Source organism: Azospirillum cavernae (assembly GCF_003590795.1).
GTDB classification, from domain to species: Bacteria; Pseudomonadota; Alphaproteobacteria; order Azospirillales; family Azospirillaceae; genus Azospirillum; species Azospirillum cavernae.
On sequence record NZ_QYUL01000001.1, the window covers coordinates 241,020 to 260,000 of the forward strand.

Annotated in this window: 19 protein-coding genes, 1 tRNA gene, 1 pseudogene and 1 riboswitch (1 of these 22 cut by a window edge); of the genes and pseudogenes, 14 read left to right on the forward strand and 7 right to left on the reverse strand. The window is 66.4% G+C overall.

Annotated features, from left to right (window positions below; genetic code table 11):
• Nucleotides 1-187 precede the first annotated feature (187 nt).
• The 5 genes from D3877_RS01135 (at nt 188) to D3877_RS01155 (ending at nt 5,141) form a co-directional block, all read left to right on the forward strand.
• On the forward strand, nt 188-1,282 hold the full coding sequence (locus tag D3877_RS01135; RefSeq protein WP_238474666.1) for a serine hydrolase domain-containing protein: 1,095 nt from the start codon (nt 188-190) through the stop codon (nt 1,280-1,282).
• 138 nt (nt 1,283-1,420) lie between these two features.
• Nucleotides 1,421-3,148, forward strand: a complete 1,728-nt coding sequence (locus D3877_RS01140; protein WP_119828968.1) for a long-chain-fatty-acid--CoA ligase — start codon at nt 1,421-1,423, stop codon at nt 3,146-3,148.
• Nucleotides 3,149-3,182: 34 nt separating this feature from the next.
• Entirely contained in the window at nt 3,183-3,473 is a 291-nt protein-coding gene (locus D3877_RS01145; protein ID WP_119830704.1) for an acylphosphatase, read from the forward strand.
• 87 nt (nt 3,474-3,560) lie between these two features.
• Nucleotides 3,561-4,535, forward strand: coding sequence for a hypothetical protein (locus D3877_RS01150; RefSeq protein ID WP_119828969.1), 975 nt, complete (start codon nt 3,561-3,563; stop codon nt 4,533-4,535).
• Between the two features lie 132 nt (nt 4,536-4,667).
• The gene (locus tag D3877_RS01155) at nt 4,668-5,141 is read left to right on the forward strand and encodes a hypothetical protein (protein WP_238474667.1); all 474 of its coding nucleotides are present in this window, start codon (nt 4,668-4,670) and stop codon (nt 5,139-5,141) included.
• Here the strand turns inward: D3877_RS01155 and lipB are convergent.
• Nucleotides 5,128-5,892, reverse strand: coding sequence for a lipoyl(octanoyl) transferase LipB (gene lipB / locus D3877_RS01160; RefSeq protein WP_119828970.1), 765 nt, complete (start codon nt 5,890-5,892; stop codon nt 5,128-5,130). The genes D3877_RS01155 and lipB overlap by 14 nt on opposite strands.
• A 133-nt stretch (nt 5,893-6,025) precedes the next feature.
• Between lipB and D3877_RS01165 the strand changes: the two genes are divergently transcribed.
• A tRNA-Leu gene (locus D3877_RS01165) sits at nt 6,026-6,110 on the forward strand.
• Nucleotides 6,111-6,232: 122 nt separating this feature from the next.
• On the opposite strand, the gene D3877_RS01170 is transcribed toward D3877_RS01165, so the two are convergent.
• The 3 genes and pseudogenes from D3877_RS01170 to D3877_RS30770 form a co-directional block, all read right to left on the reverse strand.
• A complete protein-coding gene (locus D3877_RS01170; protein ID WP_119828971.1) occupies nt 6,233-6,427 on the reverse strand; it encodes a hypothetical protein in 195 nt (64 codons plus the stop codon).
• A 250-nt stretch (nt 6,428-6,677) separates the two neighbouring features.
• Nucleotides 6,678-6,980, reverse strand: coding sequence for an STAS domain-containing protein (locus D3877_RS01175; RefSeq protein WP_119828972.1), 303 nt, complete (start codon nt 6,978-6,980; stop codon nt 6,678-6,680).
• 202 nt (nt 6,981-7,182) lie between these two features.
• A pseudogene (locus D3877_RS30770) lies at nt 7,183-9,171 on the reverse strand (methyl-accepting chemotaxis protein); the annotation flags it as partial.
• Between the two features lie 347 nt (nt 9,172-9,518).
• Nucleotides 9,519-9,617, forward strand: a riboswitch (TPP riboswitch).
• On the opposite strand from D3877_RS30770, the gene thiO reads away from it, so the two are divergent.
• The 3 genes from thiO to thiG all read left to right on the forward strand — a co-directional run bounded on the left by thiO (nt 9,610) and on the right by thiG (nt 11,791).
• Nucleotides 9,610-10,764, forward strand: coding sequence for a glycine oxidase ThiO (gene thiO, locus D3877_RS01185; RefSeq protein ID WP_119828974.1), 1,155 nt, complete (start codon nt 9,610-9,612; stop codon nt 10,762-10,764). Its footprint overlaps the riboswitch before it by 8 nt.
• Nucleotides 10,761-10,976 (forward strand): sulfur carrier protein ThiS, encoded by a 216-nt coding sequence (gene thiS / locus D3877_RS01190; RefSeq protein WP_119828975.1) that lies wholly within the window; start codon nt 10,761-10,763, stop codon nt 10,974-10,976. The genes thiO and thiS overlap by 4 nt, the downstream gene beginning before the upstream one ends.
• A 14-nt stretch (nt 10,977-10,990) precedes the next feature.
• Nucleotides 10,991-11,791, forward strand: a complete 801-nt coding sequence (gene thiG / locus D3877_RS01195) for a thiazole synthase (RefSeq protein WP_119828976.1) — start codon at nt 10,991-10,993, stop codon at nt 11,789-11,791.
• A gap of 4 nt (nt 11,792-11,795) precedes the next feature.
• On the opposite strand, the gene D3877_RS01200 is transcribed toward thiG, so the two are convergent.
• On the reverse strand, nt 11,796-12,971 hold the full coding sequence (locus tag D3877_RS01200) for a glycosyltransferase family 4 protein (RefSeq protein WP_158599756.1): 1,176 nt from the start codon (nt 12,969-12,971) through the stop codon (nt 11,796-11,798).
• 117 nt (nt 12,972-13,088) lie between these two features.
• Here D3877_RS01200 and D3877_RS01205 point away from each other — a divergent pair, with 117 nt between their 5' ends.
• Both D3877_RS01205 and D3877_RS01210 read left to right on the forward strand, forming a co-directional pair.
• Nucleotides 13,089-13,532, forward strand: coding sequence for a PaaI family thioesterase (locus D3877_RS01205; protein WP_119828978.1), 444 nt, complete (start codon nt 13,089-13,091; stop codon nt 13,530-13,532).
• Nucleotides 13,529-14,026 carry a hypothetical protein gene (locus D3877_RS01210; protein ID WP_238474668.1) on the forward strand — a complete coding sequence of 166 codons (498 nt, stop codon included), beginning with the start codon at nt 13,529-13,531 and terminating at the stop codon, nt 14,024-14,026. The genes D3877_RS01205 and D3877_RS01210 overlap by 4 nt, the downstream gene beginning before the upstream one ends.
• Before the next feature lie 166 nt (nt 14,027-14,192).
• On the opposite strand, the gene D3877_RS01215 is transcribed toward D3877_RS01210, so the two are convergent.
• A complete protein-coding gene (locus D3877_RS01215) occupies nt 14,193-16,292 on the reverse strand; it encodes a hypothetical protein (protein WP_119828979.1) in 2,100 nt (699 codons plus the stop codon).
• Nucleotides 16,293-16,528: 236 nt separating this feature from the next.
• Here D3877_RS01215 and D3877_RS01220 point away from each other — a divergent pair, with 236 nt between their 5' ends.
• Nucleotides 16,529-16,954: a RidA family protein gene (locus D3877_RS01220; RefSeq protein WP_119828980.1), complete on the forward strand. Its 426-nt coding sequence runs from the start codon at nt 16,529-16,531 to the stop codon at nt 16,952-16,954.
• A 191-nt stretch (nt 16,955-17,145) separates the two neighbouring features.
• Here the strand turns inward: D3877_RS01220 and D3877_RS01225 are convergent, their stop codons facing one another.
• Nucleotides 17,146-17,331 (reverse strand): hypothetical protein, encoded by a 186-nt coding sequence (locus D3877_RS01225; protein WP_119828981.1) that lies wholly within the window; start codon nt 17,329-17,331, stop codon nt 17,146-17,148.
• Between the two features lie 253 nt (nt 17,332-17,584).
• Here D3877_RS01225 and D3877_RS01230 point away from each other — a divergent pair, with 253 nt between their 5' ends.
• Nucleotides 17,585-18,298 carry a response regulator gene (locus D3877_RS01230; RefSeq protein ID WP_119828982.1) on the forward strand — a complete coding sequence of 238 codons (714 nt, stop codon included), beginning with the start codon at nt 17,585-17,587 and terminating at the stop codon, nt 18,296-18,298.
• A 125-nt stretch (nt 18,299-18,423) separates the two neighbouring features.
• A protein-coding gene (locus D3877_RS01235) for a 2-hydroxychromene-2-carboxylate isomerase (RefSeq protein WP_119828983.1) crosses the window boundary here: on the forward strand, nt 18,424-18,981 show its 5' portion. It continues 57 nt past the right edge of the window; the window shows 558 of its 615 coding nt (coding positions 1-558); the start codon lies at nt 18,424-18,426; the stop codon falls past the right edge of the window.

Sequence of the window (18,981 nt, forward strand, 5' to 3'; positions counted from 1 at the left end):
CAATTTTCACCAAATCAACATTAGGTTCCACCCTTATCATGATGGCGGGCAACAACGACGCGATCAGTCTGCGGGGATCGCGGAGCATGGTTAACGTCGCCCTTGCGCGCGCCCCCAATGGGAGTCCACCCAATGTTTCTGAGCTGAAATTTCCCCATTCTTAGCCTCACAGGCACGGATGCGATGGATGATGGGAAAGGAACAGGCGATGGCCAACGCGTTGGACGATCCAGCCCGGATGGCGGTGTTGATCGACACGCTGCAAGGGCTGTTGAACGAGGATGCGGCCTCCACAGCGGGAACGGTGAACGGCGTTGGATCAGCCCGCGTGGCGGTGGTTTCCATTCACACCGGCGCGCGCAGTTGGACCGCCAGCTTGGCCCGTCGCGGAGAGGCGGCGATCCGACCGTCGCCCGACGTCCGGGGGCTGGTTTACAGCCTGACCAAAAGCATGATGGCCGCCGCCGTGTTGCGCTTGGCGGCGCGTGGCGTGGTCGATCTTGACGGCCCGGCGGAGGTTTGGTTGCCGGAGCTGGCCGACCGCCCGAACTCGGTGACGGTGGCGCGGATCCTGGAGCATCGCGCCGGGTTGCCCGATTATGGCGGGCGGCGGGACTATCACGCGGCGGTGGCGGCGGGCCACGCCCCGTGGAGCGAGGCGGAGTTTCTGGCCCGCTGCGGGGTCGTCGGGCCGCCCATCGGTGCCTTCGCCTATTCCAACATCGGCTATCTGCTGATCCGTCGTCTTCTGACGCGGGCTGGCGGCGCGCCCTTTGACGAGGTCTTGCGGCAAGAGGTGTTCGCGCCGCTGGGTCTGACCTCGGCCAGCGTGGTGGAGCGGGCGAAGGATCTCGACGGTTTGCTGTTCGGGCCGAGTTCGGTCTTTGGCGAGTCCCCGGTCGCCGAACGTTACCATCCCGGATGGGTGGCCCATGGCGTGGCCGCCATGACGGCGCAGGACGCCGCCCGCTTTGTCCATGGCCTGTCCACCCCCGATTATCTGCCCGATTCGCTGTCGCGACGGATGCGCGCGGGTCTGCCGGTCAACGCCCCGATGGGCGGGCGGCCCTGGGTCGAACCGTCCTATGGGTTGGGGTTGATGGTGGAGTTGGATCCTCAGGTGGGGAGTTCCTGGGGACACACCGGCGGCGGTCCCGGCATCACCCCGGTGGCCTATCATTTCCCCGGCCCGCAACCGCTGTCGGTCGCCGTCTTCACCGATGGCGAGGACGCGGCGCTGGCCGAATGGATGGCGGTGGAGGCGGCGCAGCGCCTGCGCTGACCTTTTCCTTCCCTTGTCCGTCGCGTTCCCATCACCATCTGCAAGTCAAACGGGACAGGCCTGCCCTATAGGGTATAGGATTGCCGCAACGGCCGTCTGAGAATGGCCCCCGAAAAACGCAGATGGGAGTGAACACGCATGGGCGACGCGGCCAATCTTGCAACCGATTTTCCGTGGCTGGCCTCCTACCCGGCGGGGGTGGATTGGGCGATGCCGATTCCGGCCCTGCCATTGCCGTCGCTGATCGACGACGCGGTCGTCCGCCACGCCGACCAGACTTGTGTGAATTTTCTGGGCAAAAAATACAGCTACCGCGCCATCGGCCAATTGGTGGACAAGGCGGCGCGCGGTTTCCAGGCGGCGGGCGTCGTCAAGGGAACGCGGGTCGGTCTGTTTCTGCCCAACACGCCCTATTACGTCATCTGCTTCTTCGGCATTCTGAAGGCCGGGGGCGTGGTGGTGAATTTCAACCCGCTCTACGCCGAACGCGAGTTGATCCACCAGATCAACGACAGCGACATCAGCCTGATGGTGACGCTGGATTTGAAGCTGCTGCACGACAAGATGGCGCGGATGCTGACGGAAACGCGGCTGAAGCGTCTGGTCATCTGCAAGATGGCCGACATCCTGCCCTTTCCGAAAAACTGGCTGTTCCCCATCGCCAAGCGGGCGGAGATCGCGGCGATCCCCAACGATGACCGTCATCTGCCCTTCGCCAAGCTGATCGACAATGACGGGCGTCCGGCCTCGGTCGCCATCGACGCGCGCGAGGATGTGGCGGTGCTGCAATACACCGGCGGCACCACCGGCGTGCCCAAGGGGGCGATGCTGACCCACGCCAACCTCTACGCCAACACGGTGCAGTGCGCCATCTGGTACAAGGCGCGGGTCTGCCGCCCCAACGATCCCGGCGGGCCGGACAAGCTGTTGGGCGTGCTGCCGCTGTTCCACGTCTTCGCCATGACCACGGTGATGAATTTCGGCCTGCACATCGGCGCGGAAATCGTCCTGCTGCCGCGTTTCGAGTTGGACCAGGTGATGGAGACGCTGGCCAAGGAGCGGATCACCCTGTTCCCCGCCGTGCCGACCATCTACACCGCGATCAACCATCACAAGCGGTTGGCCGAGTATGATCTGTCGTCGATCCGCTTCTGCATGTCGGGCGGCGCGCCGCTGCCGCTGGAGGTCAAGGAGGCGTTCGAGCGGACCACCGGCTGCACGCTGGTCGAGGGCTATGGTTTGTCGGAATCCTCGCCGGTCGCCACCGTCAACCCGGCGGTGCTGCACCCGACCAAGAAGGGATCCATCGGCCTGCCGTTGCCCGGCACGGTGATCGAGATCGTCAGCCTGGACGAGCCGCGCCGCGTTCTGCCCATCGGCGAAAAGGGCGAGGTCTGCATCCGTGGCCCGCAGGTGATGAAGGGCTATTGGAACAAGCCGACGGAAACGGCGCTGACCCTGATCGACGGGCGGCTGCACACCGGCGACGTCGGCGTCATGGACGAAGACGGTTTCACCACCATCGTCGACCGCATCAAGGACATGATCCTGTGCAGCGGCTTCAACGTCTACCCGCGCAATGTGGAGGAGGCGATCTATCTGCACCCCGCCGTCGCCGAATGCGTGGTGGCGGGCATTCCCGACGAGTATCGCGGCCAGACGGTGAAGGCCTATGTCCGCGTCGATGACGGCCAGAGCCTGACGGCGGACGCGTTGATCGACTTTCTGAAGGACAAGCTGTCGCCGATTGAAATGCCCAAACAGGTGGAGTTCCGCGACGAGCTGCCGAAAACCATGATCGGCAAACTGTCGCGCAAAGCCTTGCTGGACGAGGAGGAGCGCAAGCGGGTAGACGCTTCCGCGTAACGGCGGAGCGGCAGGGACAGCGATGACGGATGGGATGACGGACGAAACGCGCAAGGCCGTTCTGGCCCGGATCAACGGGCGGGTGCAAGGCGTGTGGTATCGTGGTTGGACGGTGGAAACGGCCCGCGCGCTCGGCCTGTCGGGCTGGGTGCGCAACCGGGCCGACGGCTCGGTCGAGGCGCTGTTCGCCGGGCCGGAGGGCGCGGTGGACCGCATGCTGGCGGCTTGTCAGGATGGCCCACCGTCGGCGCGGGTCAGCGGCGTGGCGGTCTCGGCGGCGGACGATCCGGGGCCGGGCGGGTTCGAGCAGCGGGCGACGTCGTAGGCCCGCATTAGGACTCCGCTAACCGTGTCGGTCGCAGGATCAGGTGGGGCAACGCGCCGTTGCGGCGCCTGGGCGTGGGAGACGGTCATGGTCGGGTCGGACATCGGCAATTTGAAGTCCATGCTGTCCAACGCCTTCACCAAGGCGGCGGAGGCGCGCGACAAGGCCAACGGCAAGACCGGCGACGCTGACGCGAAGAAGGCGCCAGCCGCCCCGCCGAAGGATCCCTCCGACCCGGCTTTCATGCTCAGCGCCAGCCTGGAGGATTTGACCAAGCCCTTGCGCGGGTTGGCCGAAGGGGCCGGGGCCAACGCCCAGGCCGGGGTCGCCCAGGCGGATGACGCGCTCAGCCAGTTGGACGGCCTGAAGGAGTACAACGACGCCTTTGCCGATCAGCTCGATCAGGTCATGCAGACCATGGGCGAGGATTTGGGCCGCATGCTCAAAGCCTTCGGCATGGACGACGACAAAATCGACGAGGCGGTGAAGGGCTTTACCGGAAAATTCGACGACAAGGAGCGCAAGGCCGCCTTCAACGGCATGGACCAGCCGTCGGGCGCGGCGCAGCCGGTCGCGGTGTCGAACGCCGAACAGCACACGATGACGGGCGTGTCGGTCGAGGCCGCCAACATTGATTTGACGTTGGAGCAGGGCGGCAAGACGCTGTCGATCAGCTTCGACCGCACCAAGCTGTCGATGGCGCGGACGTCCGACAGCGCCTACGCCGTGACCGACGGCAAGACGGCGATTTCCGGGGCGGAGCGCTCGACCACGGCGCTGAACGCCCAGTCGGAAGGGCTGACGATCAACGCCGACGGTTTCAGCAAAGACGAGTTGGACAAGATCATGGGCGCCCTGCAAAAGAGCATGACCAGCGCCCCCAACGGTCTGCAAGGGGGCGCCACCCTGACCCCGCAGAACGCGCCCAAGGATGGCGAGCCGCTGCGTCTGTCGCTGGACCTGAAAGGCGTGTTGACCGCCGCCTTTGGCGAAAAGGGAAGCAAGGCGGCGGCGGTGATGGGCAAAGAGATTCAGAAGCAGGGGTTCGATGTGCGTATTTAACGGCGTTTCTCCTCTTTCTCCCTCTCCCCCCCGGGAGAGGGGTGGGGTGAGGGGGATGCGTGGCGAGGACGGTTCGGCAAGCGGAACCCCCTCACCCTAACCCTCTCCCCGGGGGGGAGAGGGGATCTGGCGGTGGCGGCGCTTGCGGTCCTTCTCGCTTTGCCCGTTCCCGCGCTGGCCGGGATGATGGACCGCACCGAGCCGGGGCACATGTCGCCGGTGCCGCCGGGGCGGGATTTGCCGATAGCCCCGCCAGTGATGCAGTACCCGATGCCGCCGCAATGGGTGACGATCCGTTCCAACCAGGACTGGCGCAAGGCGGGCAAGTTCGAGAAGGATCTGAGCAAGGATTGCGCCGCCCGCCGCTTCCGCGAGATCACCCCGATGCGCTTCCGCGCCTATTTCAAAGGCGAGGTGCTGAGCGTCGCCTTTGGCCACGGGTTGAACCTTTACGATCCGCAGAAGAAGGCCGACCGCATGCTGATCTACCTGTTCCGTGAGGGCGATTCGACCGCCTGCACGATTCAATCCATCACCAACGAGGACGCCCGCCTTCTGAACGACGCCCAGCCCCCGAAGACGGGCGGCAGCTTCAAGAAGCAGTGACCTCCGCCTCGGCCTCCTCCTCCCCACGCATCGGCCCGCCGAAGACGGTCGGCCAGGCCGCGATCAACGCCGAATCGACGTCGTCCAGCGTCACCGGGTGGCCCAGCGCCACCATCGACGTCACGCCGTGTTCGTTGATGCCGCAGGGAACGATGCCGCCGAAATGGCTGAGATCCGGCTCCACATTGATGGCGATGCCGTGGAAGCTGACCCAGCGGCGGACCCGCACGCCGATGGCGGCGATCTTGTCCTCCTGCCCCCGGACGCCGCCATAGGGGGCCTTGTCCACCCAGATGCCGACGCGCCCCTCCCGCCGCTCGCCCTTGATGGTGAAGGAGGCCAGCGTCTGGATGATCCATTCCTCCAGATCGCGGACATAGGCGCGGATGTCGCCGCCGCGCGCCTTGAGGTCGAGCATCACATAGGCCACGCGCTGGCCCGGCCCGTGATAGGTGAATTGGCCGCCGCGCCCGCTGCGGTAGACCGGGAAACGGTCGGCGTCGAGCAGGTCTTCGTCCCGCGCGCTGGTTCCGGCGGTGTAGAGCGGCGGGTGTTCCAGCAGCCAGACCAGTTCCGGCGCGGTTCCGGCGCGGATCGCCTCGACCCGCTCCTCCATCGCGGCCATCGCCTCGGGGTAGGGAACCGGCTCGTCGGAGATGCGCCATTCGATTGGCGGACGGGTGGCCGCGTCGGAGGGGGCGGGAGCGGGCTGGCTGGCGGCGGCGGGGCCGGAGGCGGGCGGGGTGGTCATCGGGAAAAAACAGCTCTCTGTCGATTTTCTTCGGGAAGAGTGATTGTAACGCTTGATCGCGCTTCGGGAAGCTGATATCTACCCGCTCCACCCGATGAGGCGCGCAAGCGTACCTCGGGTCTACCAGCCTCGTGCGGTCGTGGCGGAATTGGTAGACGCGCAGCGTTGAGGTCGCTGTGGGGCAACCCGTGGAAGTTCGAGTCTTCTCGACCGCACCACTCTCTCCGGCAACGGAGAGTGTGACAGGCACCAGTAAGCAGGATGCGATAGGGCGACAACGACCGGCTCAGCCGGTCGGCCCCCTTCTCCCTCAAAAAATCTTCCTCAGTCTCAAAACTTATCAGAACAGCAAGATCGCGCCGTCGTCGATGGCGCCGAACACCGCTTCGCGGTTGCCGCGACTGTCCAGAACCTCGACCACGACCTCTTGCTTGCAGTCGTCGTAGATCGCTTGGGCGAGATCGAACAGCGGGCTTTTCAGCGTTGACGGGCGGCGAACAGGATCCGGCGCGCAAGGCGAGAGGGTCACTTTCATGGCTGAACCTCGTGATGTCGGGTTTTGTCGTTCTCCCTTCTTTGTCTAATGTTTCTGCGTTGCCGCCTTATTTCATTCAGAGCAATTGATTCATCGAGATGTGGCAGGTTTGTTCAGCACGCAAACGGCTTGTCAACTTTATTTCATCATTTTTTGACGGATTTTCTATTTTTAAAATAGAGCGAATGATCTTTGTGTATTTCTGAGTTTGAGCGGTTTTGCTTTCTCGCGCCAGGAAAACGCCAACCGCTTACCGAAACTCGATGTAAGGGTCCAGGGCGGCGCGGCGCAGCGCCTTGACGATGTGGGGCGGCGCGCCGCTGGCGATGATGTGGCCGTTGGCCTCGCGGCAGCGGTTGGCCAGAATGAACAGCATGCCGATGGCCGCCGAATCGATGAAGGTGACGAAGCGCAAATCCAACGGCACGGTGGGGGTTGCGGTGAAATCCCACTCCGTCAGCAGGGCGTTGAAACGCGCGGCGTCTTCGTAGGTGCAGCGCCCCGACAGCAAAATGCCGTCCTGCCCGTTCACGGCGGTGAAGGCGTACTCCATGCGGGTTTCCTGATCGTTTGTGGCGTTCCTTGCGCGTCAGGGGAGCACGAAGCCTCGCCCGCACGCAAGGGGATGGACGCTGGTCGGGTCCAACACCCGTGCGATGCGGGGCGAAGGCTGGTCAACCGGCGGCCTGATCCAGGCTCTTCAGCCGACTGATATAGTCGTTGATTTCGGTCATGCGCCGCGCGTGTTGGTCCAGATCGCCCAAGCGGCTTTCAATGGCGGCCTGCGCGGCGGTCACTTCGGCGATCACGCTGTGGATGTTGTCCAGAAGGGTGGAGGCGTCCTGGGCGGCGGCGTCCATCCGCTCGCCGGTTTCGTTCAGCTTTCCGCCGACCAAGCCGACCGACGACACCACCTGATTGATGGAGCGCCGGGTGTCGCCCAAGGTCTGCTTGGTGTCGTTGGCCAGCTTGCGCACCTCCGACGCCACTACGGCGAATCCGCGCCCCGCTTCGCCCGCGCGGGCGGCCTCGATGGTGGCGTTCAGGGCCAGCAGGTTGGTTTGCCCGGCGATGCCGTCGATCACGCTCAGCACGCCCTCGATCCCCTTCACCACGCTGGTCAGTTGGGTGAACTCCCGCAACAGTTCTTCTTTGCGTTCGGTGTGGCCGTCGAAGGACGCCGCGTGATGGTCCAGGGTTTCTTGGATCGCGTTCATCGAGGCGCCGATGCGGTTGGCGTAGCCGGCGGTTTCCTGAACCCCGTTGTTCAAGTTGACCAACGCTTCCAGATAACCGCGCATCCGTTCGATGATGCTGTTGCGGATGCGGCTGAGCAACTCAAGGCGGTTGTACCGGGCGGCGATGAAGGAGCTGTGGAATTTGGCGTAATGCACGGGAAAGCGGTCGACCAGATCGTCCGAAAAAGGGGTTCCTTCGGGCGTCTCAAAGAACATCAGGGCTGAGAGGGTCTGATTGACGTTGATGCCGAACAACTCGCCGAAGGTGGAGAAACCGGCCACCGTCATGCCGTCGAACGCCCGGATCCGCGACAGTGAGTCGCCGTTGTTCAGGCGGCGCAGAATGCAATCGTTGAGAAGGACGCCGACCGGCTTGGGCTTGCCCCGCAGATAGGTGGCGAGGTCGCTTTCGGTTTGCTGGACGAAGTCGGTGGCCTCAACCAGATGCAGGGCGTCACCGGCGTTCACGTCGCAATAGAAGGTCGCCTCGCCCTTGTCAAAATCGAACCCGGCGACCGAACGGACATAGAGTTCATGGTCCATTTGGATGGCGAAAGTGTGGTTGGCCAAACGGGTCGGCAGTTCCTGCGGGCGGCAGCGCAGAGTGGTGGCCAGCGCGTCGGTGAAGCGGATCACCTCGAAGCTGTCGGTGTCGATGACGCTGCGGACGACGCGGCGGATCGGGTCGGCGTCGACGACGGCGAAGGAGGTTTTGGTCGGGCGGAAATTCTGGCTTTTGAACACGCCATACCGCATGCCCGGCGCGATCTTCACAAACAGAACGAGGGCGGTGTTTTCCAGCACCCGCTCCCCATCGAACAGATGGGTGTGGCGGAAATCGAACGTGCCGCCCGCCGACCCGCCGATGAACAGGCAAGGGAAGCGACCCGAGCGATAGACGGCCTCCATCAGCGAGCTTTCGCTGGCCGACAGACCATCAATGAAGGTCAAGGCCACCGTGTCGTGGCTGTCGATCAGGAAGGGCGCGCGGATGCCGTCCAACGCGCGCTGGATGGCGTCCACCCGTTCAGCGGGCGTTCGGCGCAGCGTTCCGCTGCGAATGTCCTCGCTGTTCAAGGGGATGGCGTGAAGGCTCAGCCCGCTGAACAGGCGAGGGCTGAAGGCTTGCAGAACCACGCGGTCCCAGCGATCCCCGGTTGGGCAATAGAGCGGTTGGCCGGTTGTGGCGCACAACTCGCCTGCGGTGGAGACGAGCAGGAGTTTGGTGTCCGGCGCCAGCCCGGCTTTGACCGACCGGGCGACCGCCGCGAAATCGACGTGGGGCGACACGAAGCCGATGACCAGCGCCGGGGAACCCGTTGTGAAATTGAGGGCGGCCAAGGATTCGCGGCTGATCGTCTGGGCCGACAAGGTCAGCGTGCGGATTGGCGCTTCCTCGCTCGTCTGGGGCTGCGGCGCGTGGGGCGGCGTGGCGCTGGCGGCGGCGAGCGACGGGGAGCCGACGGCGGTGGCTGATTTGGGAGCGGTGCGAAAGACGTTCAGCATGTTGCGGCTCTTCTGCCTTGCGGCGAGGTTGCGCGGATTTTTGCGTTGCGCGCAACTCATCGTCGGCCCATTTCGGGTTACGAAACATCCGTAAGGCGTCGCGTTGGCGGCGTACGGAATGATCTGCTCGCCCTCAATGCTACGGACCTCGCGGAATTTTGTTATGCGGGTAATCCCCAGGTCCGCAGTTTCTTTCGTATCAGAGGCGTTCGTCCTTTGGCTGCGCCCTGGTCTTTTTTGAAGAGCCATCGCGAATCGGTGGGCGCGCCGCTGCAAGGGGAGAGGGTGGATGTTGCGGCGCAGCGTCCTTTTTGCTTGCGAAACGACCAGAGGTTTGGGATGTCTTGGCCTGTGGCTTGGGGTGCCGCGCGACCGTCGCGCGGCTGAGATCAGACCCATCGAACCTGTCTGGGTAATGCCAGCGAAGGGAGCCGTTGCATGGTTCATGCGCGTGGGATCCGTTTGCCGTCCGTCGCCATTTTGGGGGCGGGTTGCGTTGGTTTGTCGATCGCCTGGCGGCTGGCCGCCGCAGGTTGTTCCGTCGATGTCTTTGATCCGGGGGAGGCCGGGCGCGGCGCCACCCACGCGGCGGGCGGGATGTTGGCGGCCTGCGTCGAAAGCGAACCCGGCGAAGAAAGCCTGCTGCCGCTGACCCGCGCCTCGCAAGCCCTGTGGCCCGCCTTCGCCCAAGAGCTGGAGGCGGCGAGCGGCCTGTCGGTGGATCGGCGGACGGAAGGCACGATGGTCATCGCGTTGACCGCCGACGACGCGGCCAAGGTGCGTTTTCTCCACGCCTTTCAACGCGACCTTGGCCTGCCGGTCGAATGGCTGAGCGGGGCGGAGGTTCGCCGCCGCGAACCCTATCTGCAACCCGGCGTGGTCGGCGCGCTCTTTTGCGCGGAAGACCATCAGGTGGACAACCGCAAGCTGGCGTTGGCGCTGCTGCGCGCGGCGCGGGGGGCTGGCGCGCGGGTGCATGAGCGCTGCGCCGAGCCGACCTTGCTGGTCGATGGCGGTCGGGCGATGGGCGTGCAGGTCGGCGACGTCCGCGTGTCGGCGGATCGCGTGGTGCTGGCGGCGGGGGCCTGGTCGGGCGGGGTGGCCGGTCTGCCGCCCTCGGCGAAACCGCCGGTGCGCCCAATCAAGGGGCAGATGATGTGCCTGCGCATGGATCCGGCGGCGCCGCTGCTGCGCCATGTGGTGTGGACGCCCGGCACCTACCTGATTCCGCGCCTGGACGGGCGCCTGCTGATCGGCGCGACGACGGAGGAGCGTGGCTTCGACGACCGGCTGACGGCGGGCGGGCACCTCGCCCTGTTGGATGGGGCGTGGCGGGCGCTGCCCGGCATCGCGGAGTTGCCCATTGAGGAAAGCTGGGTCGGCTTCCGTCCGGGCAGCCGCGACGACGCGCCCTTGCTGGGGGAAACGGCGGTGGAGGGCTTGATTCACGCCACCGGCCACCACCGCAACGGCATCCTGCTGACCCCTGTCACCGCCGACAGCATCGCCCGGCTGGTTCTGACCGGCGACACCGATCCGTTGATCCGCCCCTTCGCCGCCGACCGTTTCGCGACCACGGGAGCCGCCGCATGACCAACCCCGCCGCCATTCGCGTCAACGGGCAAGACGAGCCGTTGGCCGTCGCCACCCTGGCCGATTTGCTGGCCGGGCGCGGCGTGACCGAGGCCACGCGCGGCGTCGCCGTTGCCCTGAACGGCGCCGTCGTGCCGCGCCGCCGCTGGCCCGACACCGCGCTGACCCCCGGCGATTTCCTGGACATTGTCCGCCCGATCCAGGGCGGTTGAGGATTCAAACGCTCATGACCACGGCTTTTTCCCAAGACGACGCCCTGACCATCGCCGGGCGCTCCTTCGGCTCGCGCTTGTTTCTCGGCACGGCGGGCTATCCCAACCAGCGGGTGATGCTTGACGCGCTGGCGGCGAGCGGGACCGAGCTTGCCACCGTCGCCATCCGCCGCATCAGCCTGGACGGCTATTCGGAAAGTCTGGTCGATGTGCTGGCCCAGGCGTCGGGCGGGCGGATCCGTCTGCTGCCCAACACGGCGGGCTGTTTGACCGCGCGTGAGGCGGTGTTGACCGCGCAGTTGTCGCGCGAGGCGCTGGACACCCCCTGGATCAAGCTGGAGGTCATCGGCGACCGCGATCTGCTTTATCCCGACGTCGAGGAGCTGTTGCGCGCGACCGAAGAACTGGTGAATGACGGCTTCGTCGTGCTGCCCTATTGCAACGACGATCCCGTGACCTGCCGCAAGCTGGCCGATCTGGGGGCGGCGGCGGTGATGCCGCTGGGCGCCTACATCGGTTCAGGCCAGGGCATCCGCAACCCCCACGCCATCGAAACGATTTGCGCCCGCAGCCCGGTGCCGGTGGTGCTCGACGCCGGGATCGGCACGGCGTCCGACGCGGCGCTGGCGATGGAGCTTGGCTGTTCGGCGGTGCTGCTGAACACGGCGGTGTCGAAGGCGCGCGACCCGGCGCGGATGGCGGCGGCGATGCGCGACGCGGTGGCGGCGGGGCGCGCCGCCCATCAGGCCGGGCGGATGCCGGTGCGCGCCTTCGCCGAACCCTCCAGCCCGCAGCTTGGCCTGATCGGCGGCTGACGGGTCAGGGGTGGGGAACGGCCTGAGGCATCGCCTGCGCCAGCCAGTCGAGCCATTGTTGGGCGCGGATCGACCAGACGCCGTTGGTCAGCACATGGTCGATCTGTCGGCGCTGGTGGGCGTCGAAGGAGTCCGGGTTGTCGCGCCCGTTGGTGAGCAGCCAGACCATCATCTGGGCGAAATGTTCGGCGTGGATCCGCTTGTCGGCGTCCGGTTTCATCAGGATGCCGAAGCCGCCCAGCGTTTCCGGCAAGGCTCCCAAATCGCTGCTGGCGACGAAGCACCCGGCGCTCAACGCCTCGTACGCGGCGATGCAGAAGGTTTCCTCGAACGTGTTGGGGTAGGCCAGCGCGCACACCTCGCGCATGGCCTCGGCCAGCCGGGGTTGCGGCAGGGGGCCGACATACTCCACCCCCTCCGTCCGGCGGGCCTGCGCGTAGAAGACGCCAAAGGGGTCTTGGTCGTCCGGCACCTGATACAGCGCCATGCTGGAGTAAATCCGCAGGCGGACGTTGGGAACGCTCTCGCGGATGCGGGGAAAGGCGCCCAGCAGCACGTCCAGCCCCCGGAAGGGCGTGCTGGTGTAGGCCAGAATCGGCGCGGCGAAGCGGGCGCTGAGCGGCGGCGCCCCGGCGCGGGCCGACGCCTCGAAGGCTGGGGCGATGGCGTAGGGCAGGATGGTGGAGCGGTCCGCCGGAACGCCGAAGGTGGCGGCGTAGGCGTCGGCCTGGAAGCGGCTGACGAAGACGAAGCCGTCCCACAGGGCGCGGAAATCCGCGTCGGCCAGCATGGCGGCGGTCGGCTGGTCGCTCATATGGCCGGTCCAATAGACCAGAAACGGGCGGGGGGCGGGCGTGTCCCGCCACAGCGTGACGAACCCAGCCGAACAGCCGCCCGACACGACCACCACGTCGAGGTCGCTCACGCCTGTTTGAAACAGCTCGGCGATGGGCCGGGCGGCGACGCCCCGGTCGTGGGTCGGCTCGGCGACGCCGTTGTAGAGAGTGACGGCGCAGCCAAGCCGCGCCATCTCCTCGGCCAGATAGCAGGTGGCGGATTGGGTGCCGCCGATTGGGCGGCTGTAAGCGGTGTCGACGGAATAGCCCATCCCCATGAAATCGAGAATCGCGATGCGCAAGACCGGCCCCTCGTCAACGGTGTGGCGGGCATCATCCGGCATGGCGCGCGCGCAATCAAAGATTTGTTCGGACCGACACGGCTGACAGGCGCCGCTTGATCGCGGCGGTTGGTTGTCGCAGGCTGTCGTCCCGATCATCCCCCTGGCGGAGACCGACCCGTGAGCACCCGTTTTGAACCGCGCGATCCCGATTGGAAGGCGCGCTGCCTCGCCTCGTTCGACAAGCAGCCGATCTGCAAGACGCTGGGCATTGAATTGACGGCGGTGGAGCCGGGCTTTTGCGAAATGCGGCTGCCCTTCCGCGACGATCTGACCCAGCAGCATGGGTTTTTCCACGCGGGCATGGTGGCGACGCTGGCCGACAACGCCGGGGGCTACGCCGCCTATTCGCTGATGCCCGCCGGGGCCGAGGTTCTGGCCGTCGAGTTCAAGATCAACCTGATGTCCCCGGCCAAGGGCGACGTCATGATCGCCCGTGGCCGTGTGGTGAAAGCGGGCCGCACGCTGGTCATCACCCAGGTCGAGATTTCGATGCTCGACGGCGGGGTGGAAAAGGATTGCGCGCTGATGCAGCAGACCACCTTCTGCCAGATGCCGAAATGACCGCCCGTCGTCCCATGTTGAAAGGCTTCGCCATGCTGCCGCCGCGTTTTTCCGCCGTCGCGCTCGCCGCCGTGTCTGTGGCGTTGGGGGTTGGCGTCGCCGCCCCGGCCCAGGCCAAGGAGCCGCCCGCCTGCGCGGCGATTTCCTTCCGCACCATCGTTCCGGGCGGGCCGGACGGGGTGCAGGACGCCGGTCTCTACAAATCGCGCTTCGCCAAGATCGAGATCAAGGCCGACGTCAAAGGCGGCTTGGGAACCAACTATTACATGGTGGTGAACGGCGCCCGGGTGGACGGCCCGGCGACCCCGCCCAAACTGGCGACCTCCTGCCTGACCGCCAAGAACGTCAAGACGCCGTTCGCCAAGCAACCCGCCGGAACCTGCGTCGGCGACCGTTTCCGCGTGGTGATTGATCGGTCGAGCGGCAAGCCGGTGGCCGCCTTCTTCGGCTTGCAGAACGACGCCTGGAGCTATTGCAGCGCCACGACGCTGTAGCTGGCGCCCCGGTGAAGCTTTTTCCCCCTCCCTAACCCTCCCCCGCTTGCCAGCGGGAGAGGGAACTCCGCCGAACGCCGACAAAGCTCAGGCCCCCTCTCCCGCAACGCGGGGGAGGGATGGGGAGGGGGAAGCGTGGCGTGAACCGTCACACCCCCGTCATGGATCACAGCGTCAGCCCGCGAATGCGCTCACGCAAGCTGGCGCGGGCGGTTTCGGCCTCGGCGCGGGCGGCGGTGAGGTCGCGGGACAGTGCGTCCAGGCGGGTTTCCGCGTCGCCCATTTTCGCCAGCGTGCGTTTGTGCAGGTCGCTGCCGACGGGCAGGGCGGTGAGGTTGGCGCGCAGGCGCTCCTGTTCGGCGACGCGCTCTTGTTGATCCCGTTCGATGTCGGCGATGCGGCGCTCCTTCTCGGCGACGGCGGCGCGCAGGCTCGCCAGCTTGAGCAGGGCGTCGCGCAGAGCGGCGGGCAATTCCTGCGACGCGGCCTGAATCGTCAATTGGTCGGCGGACAGGTCGGTCAGCAGGATCCGCTCCTGGCGCGGGCGTTCCAGGCTGGCGGTCAGCGTCACCGTCTTTCCGGCGGGAACCGGCAGAGCCAAGCGGTAGGCGTTGGCCGTCGCCTCGACGGTCGTTTCTTTGGGTTCGACCAGCGTCCAACCGGGACGGCGCGGGTGTTCGATCACCAGATTGCGGTCGCCGTCGCGGGCGCCCGCCACCGTGTAGGTCGTCGTTTGGCGGTCGCTGACGGTCAGCAACAGCGCGCCGTCGGCGATGCTGGCGCGGGTCAAGCGGCGGCTGGGCTGTTCGGCCCGGTCGATGGTGACGGCCTGATCGACGGCGAAGGACAGCAGGCGGCTTTCGCCAACGGGCAGGGTCGCCATGCGGGCGTCGCCGACATGGGTCGGGGCGTTGTTCACCGTTTCATAAAAGGTCAGCAGGCCGGGCGGCAGCGCCGTGCCCGAATCATTGCGCAGCCGCAGCGCGGCCAGCGGGTGGCGCGGCTGGGTGTTGGGTTGGTAGAGCGCGATTCGTTCGGTCGGCAGGGCGCGGGCGATGATCGGCATCATCAGGGTGCCGCCGTTGACCAGGCTGACCGGCTGCGGGTAACGGAACAGCACTTGCGTGCTGGTGTCGGCGGCGCTGGCCTCGGCGCTGTGCACGGCGGCGGCCTGCGGAGCCGGTGCAGGCGGCGGCGGGGCGGCGTCGGCGTAGGGGGCCGATTTCGCCATCGGGGCGGCCATCGCGGCGGGGGCCATGGCGGCGGCGCGGAGCGGGGCGGCCTCCGCCATGCCGCGAGTCTGGGCAAGCGCGACGCCGCCCTCGTCGCTGGTGGGCAGGACGCGGCCCAGAACCTCCACCGGCACTTCGGGGCGCTCGACGAAGTAAGGGGTGTAGAGCGCCTGACGCAGCGTCACCGGGTTGCCCGACACGACGCTCAGATCGACATCCCGCCAATCCTCGCCGCTGAGATTTTCCAGAATCGCCCAGCCTTGCAGCGCGCCGACGCCGGGCTGTCCGCTGGTGGCGCTGGTGGCGGAACCGGCGGCGGGCAGGCTCAAGCGGTAGGTGGCCTTCCACAGCGGGGTGGCGGCGACGAAGGCGACGCGGACGGTCCGTTCGGCCTTGGCGCCGTTGCCGAGGCTGCGCACGCTCAACCGCCGCCGTTCGCGCCGGGCGTTGTCGGCGATGGCCGACAGGGCGGCGTCCACCTGCGCCCGCACGCGGGGATCGGTGAAGCGCAGGCCGTCGGCGTCCTCCAAAATCAGTTGGCGGATGCCGTCGGCGGTCATCAGGCTGACGCGGTGTCGGGTGGTGGTTCCGGCGCCGTTGGCGGTTTGCACGATGTCTTCCGTCACCGACAGCACGCGCCCGGTCAAGGCCCGCGCGCCGTCGGTTTCCACCTCCGCCCCCTTCAGCGCGGTCAGCAGCGCGGCGGGGGAGCCAAGATCGCCCGAAGTAAAGGGCAATTCGCGAAAGGCGGTGTCGAGCGGTTCGGCCCCCGGCAAGCCGATGGTTCCGACGCCGCCCTGATCGTCGTACACGACGATGCTTTTCAACACGTCGTCCACCTGATCGCGCCGCACCTCCAGCGACAGCGTGGCGTCGCCGGTGACGCGCGCCTCATACTCAAAGGAGCCGACGCCTCCGGTGGACAGCGTCACCCGCTTCAACACCAAGGCGCTCTGGGGCATGGCGTCCTGGGCCATGGCCGGGGTGACGGTCAACAGCGCGGCGGCGGCGGCGAGCAGGGTGGGGCGGTTCATCGGGCAGCTTTCCTGTCTGTGATGCGATTCGGGGCAAGCTTAGGCCGACATTGGGGCGGGAATGGGGAAGGCGGGTGGCGGAGAGACGGCGTGGCCATTGCGGGTTGCCCCGATTGGGACGGTGGGCGGCTCTGTGCCATGGTGAAGGACTTGGCGTGTTTGAGATTCAACGCGCCGGAGCGCGCTGTGGTCACGCCCACCGTTTTTGCTTACGCCTTCAGTCAAGGATGCCGACCATGACCTCGTTCGCCGCGATCGCCCGCCCCGCCGCCGTCCCGCCGTCGGAACGCCGCCTCATCAGCTCCGGCTCGGAGTTTGAGCGGGTCGCGGGTTTTTCCCGCGCGGTGGTTCAGGATGGCTGGGTGTTCGTGTCGGGAACCACCGGGTTCGATTACGCGGTCGGTTCCATCGCCGAGGACGTGGAGCAGCAAACCCATCAAGCCTTCCACAACATCGCGGCGGCGCTGGCCGAGGCGGGGGCCAGCTTGGCTGACGTCGTGCGCGTGCGGGTTCATCTGACCGACGCGTCGGATTTTCCCGTGGTGGGGCCTGTGCTGAACGCCTATTTCGCCGACAGCCGCCCGGCCAACACGACGGTGATTTCCGGTTTGATCGACCCGCGCATGAAGATTGAAGTCGAAGTGACGGCCCGTCTGCCGTAAGGCGCGCGCCCGCGAATCACGCCGGATCGGGCAGCCATCGGTTCATCATCGCGCTCCACAGCGCTGTGGGCTGTGGCGTGTGCGACGTTGTGGCGTGAAACGTCACGCAAGGGTTGGCTGCGCAAAGACCGTGCCGCCCACCGCGTTCCTGCGGGTGGCGCCTTGCGGATTCGGCGTGGGCGTTTGGCATGTCAGCGGTTGCCGTCCATTGAGCGCGCCGAATCGAGATGGCGGCGCGCTTCCCCCAGCAAAACCCGGTGCTGCGCCAGCGTTTCGCGCATGGATCCATGCTGGCCGTAAACCCGCACCTCGCTCAACAGCCGGTCCGCCTGATCGAGCAAGGCAAGGCGCTTCAGGCAATGATCGATGGTCGACATGGGGTCGATTTCCTTTGTTGTCTGGCGAGAGATTTGACGATGCGTCGCCCGCCAATATCCTTTCCGTGAGAGTGGATTTAAACCATCGCGTGTGTCTTGTTGATGTCAGCGACGGGATGTTTTGATTTCGCCGACCGGAGCCATCGTTTCAACGGATTCATCGTGGGTTGCGCGAATCGGCGGGTGTTACCGAGTTGTAACGCATTGCGCGGCGTTCACGTGTGGGCTAAGAAGAGCGTGGGAGGTAACGCGCATGCACATTCTCGCGGTCGATGATGACGAGCCGATCAGGGAGCTGTTGGCCTCCTATCTGACGGCGGAAGGATACCGCGTCACGACGGCGCACGACACGGCGGCCGCCAAGCAGGCGCTCGACGGCGACCCGATTGATCTGGTGGTGTGCGACCTGCGCCTTCCCGATGGCGATGGGCTGGGGCTTGTGCGCCAGATCCGCAGCGAAACGCAAATTCCCGTCATCATCCTGTCGTCCAAGGACCAGGACGTCGACCGCATCGTCGGGCTGGAGCTGGGGGCCGACGATTACCTGACCAAGCCCTTCAACCCGCGCGAACTGCTCGCCCGCATCAAGGCGGTGCTCCGCCGGGTGTCCGGCGAGGGGCGTCCGCCGCGCGGCGCCGACGAGCTGCGCGCGGTGGTTCAGTTCGCGACGTGGGAGTTGGATCTGACGGCGCAACGTCTGCGCGGCCAGGAAGGGCGCGAGGTCGAACTGACCAAGGCCGAATTCGGTCTGTTGGCGGCCTTCGTCAAGCGGCCCCAGCGCGTGCTGACCCGCGACCAGCTTCTCGACCTGACGCGCGCCGACGGGGCCGAAGTGTTCGACCGCTCCATCGACGTGCTGATCCTGCGCCTGCGCCGCAAGATCGAAGCGAACCCGAAAGAGCCGCGCATCATCAAGACCGAGCGCGGCGCCGGTTACGTGTTCGACGCCAAGGTTCGGGCGATCTGATCGGGTGATCCGGGGGCGCGCTCCCCCGGTTTGACCGCGTCGCCGGTTGCGCGGCGGCGGTCACGCTGGACGACCTCCCCCGCGCGCGTTAACCTTTCGGCAAAACCAGCCGGGAGGATGCGCGCGTGTCGGACCCCATCGATTTCTACTTTGATTTCGCATCTCCCTACGGCTATTTCGCCAGCCTGCGCATCGACGCGCTGGCGGCGGCGCATGGCCGCAGCGTCACTTGGCGCCCCATTCTGTTGGGGGCGATCTTTAAGGTGACGGGGATGAAACCGAATCTGGAACAACCCCTGCGCGGCGAGTATCTGACGCACGATGTCGGGCGCATCGCCCGGCTGACCGGCGCGCCCTTCATTTTTCCCGATTCCGCGCCGGTCAACGGCGTGGCCGCCTCGCGCGCCTTTTACTGGTTGACCGACGCCCACCCCGAACAGGCCAAACTGTTGGCCCGCGCCCTCTACCACGCGCATTTCGGCGAGGGGCGCAACATCGGTCCGGCGGACGTCGTGGCGGAAATCGCCGAACAGACGCTGGGCAGCCTGGGCTATGACCGCTCCGCCGTTTTGGCCGCGCTGGGCGACCAGACGGTGAAGGACCGTTTGCGCGGCGAAACCGAACAGGCGGTGGCGCGCGGCGTCTTCGGCTCCCCCTTCGTTCTGGTCGATGAGGAACCCTTT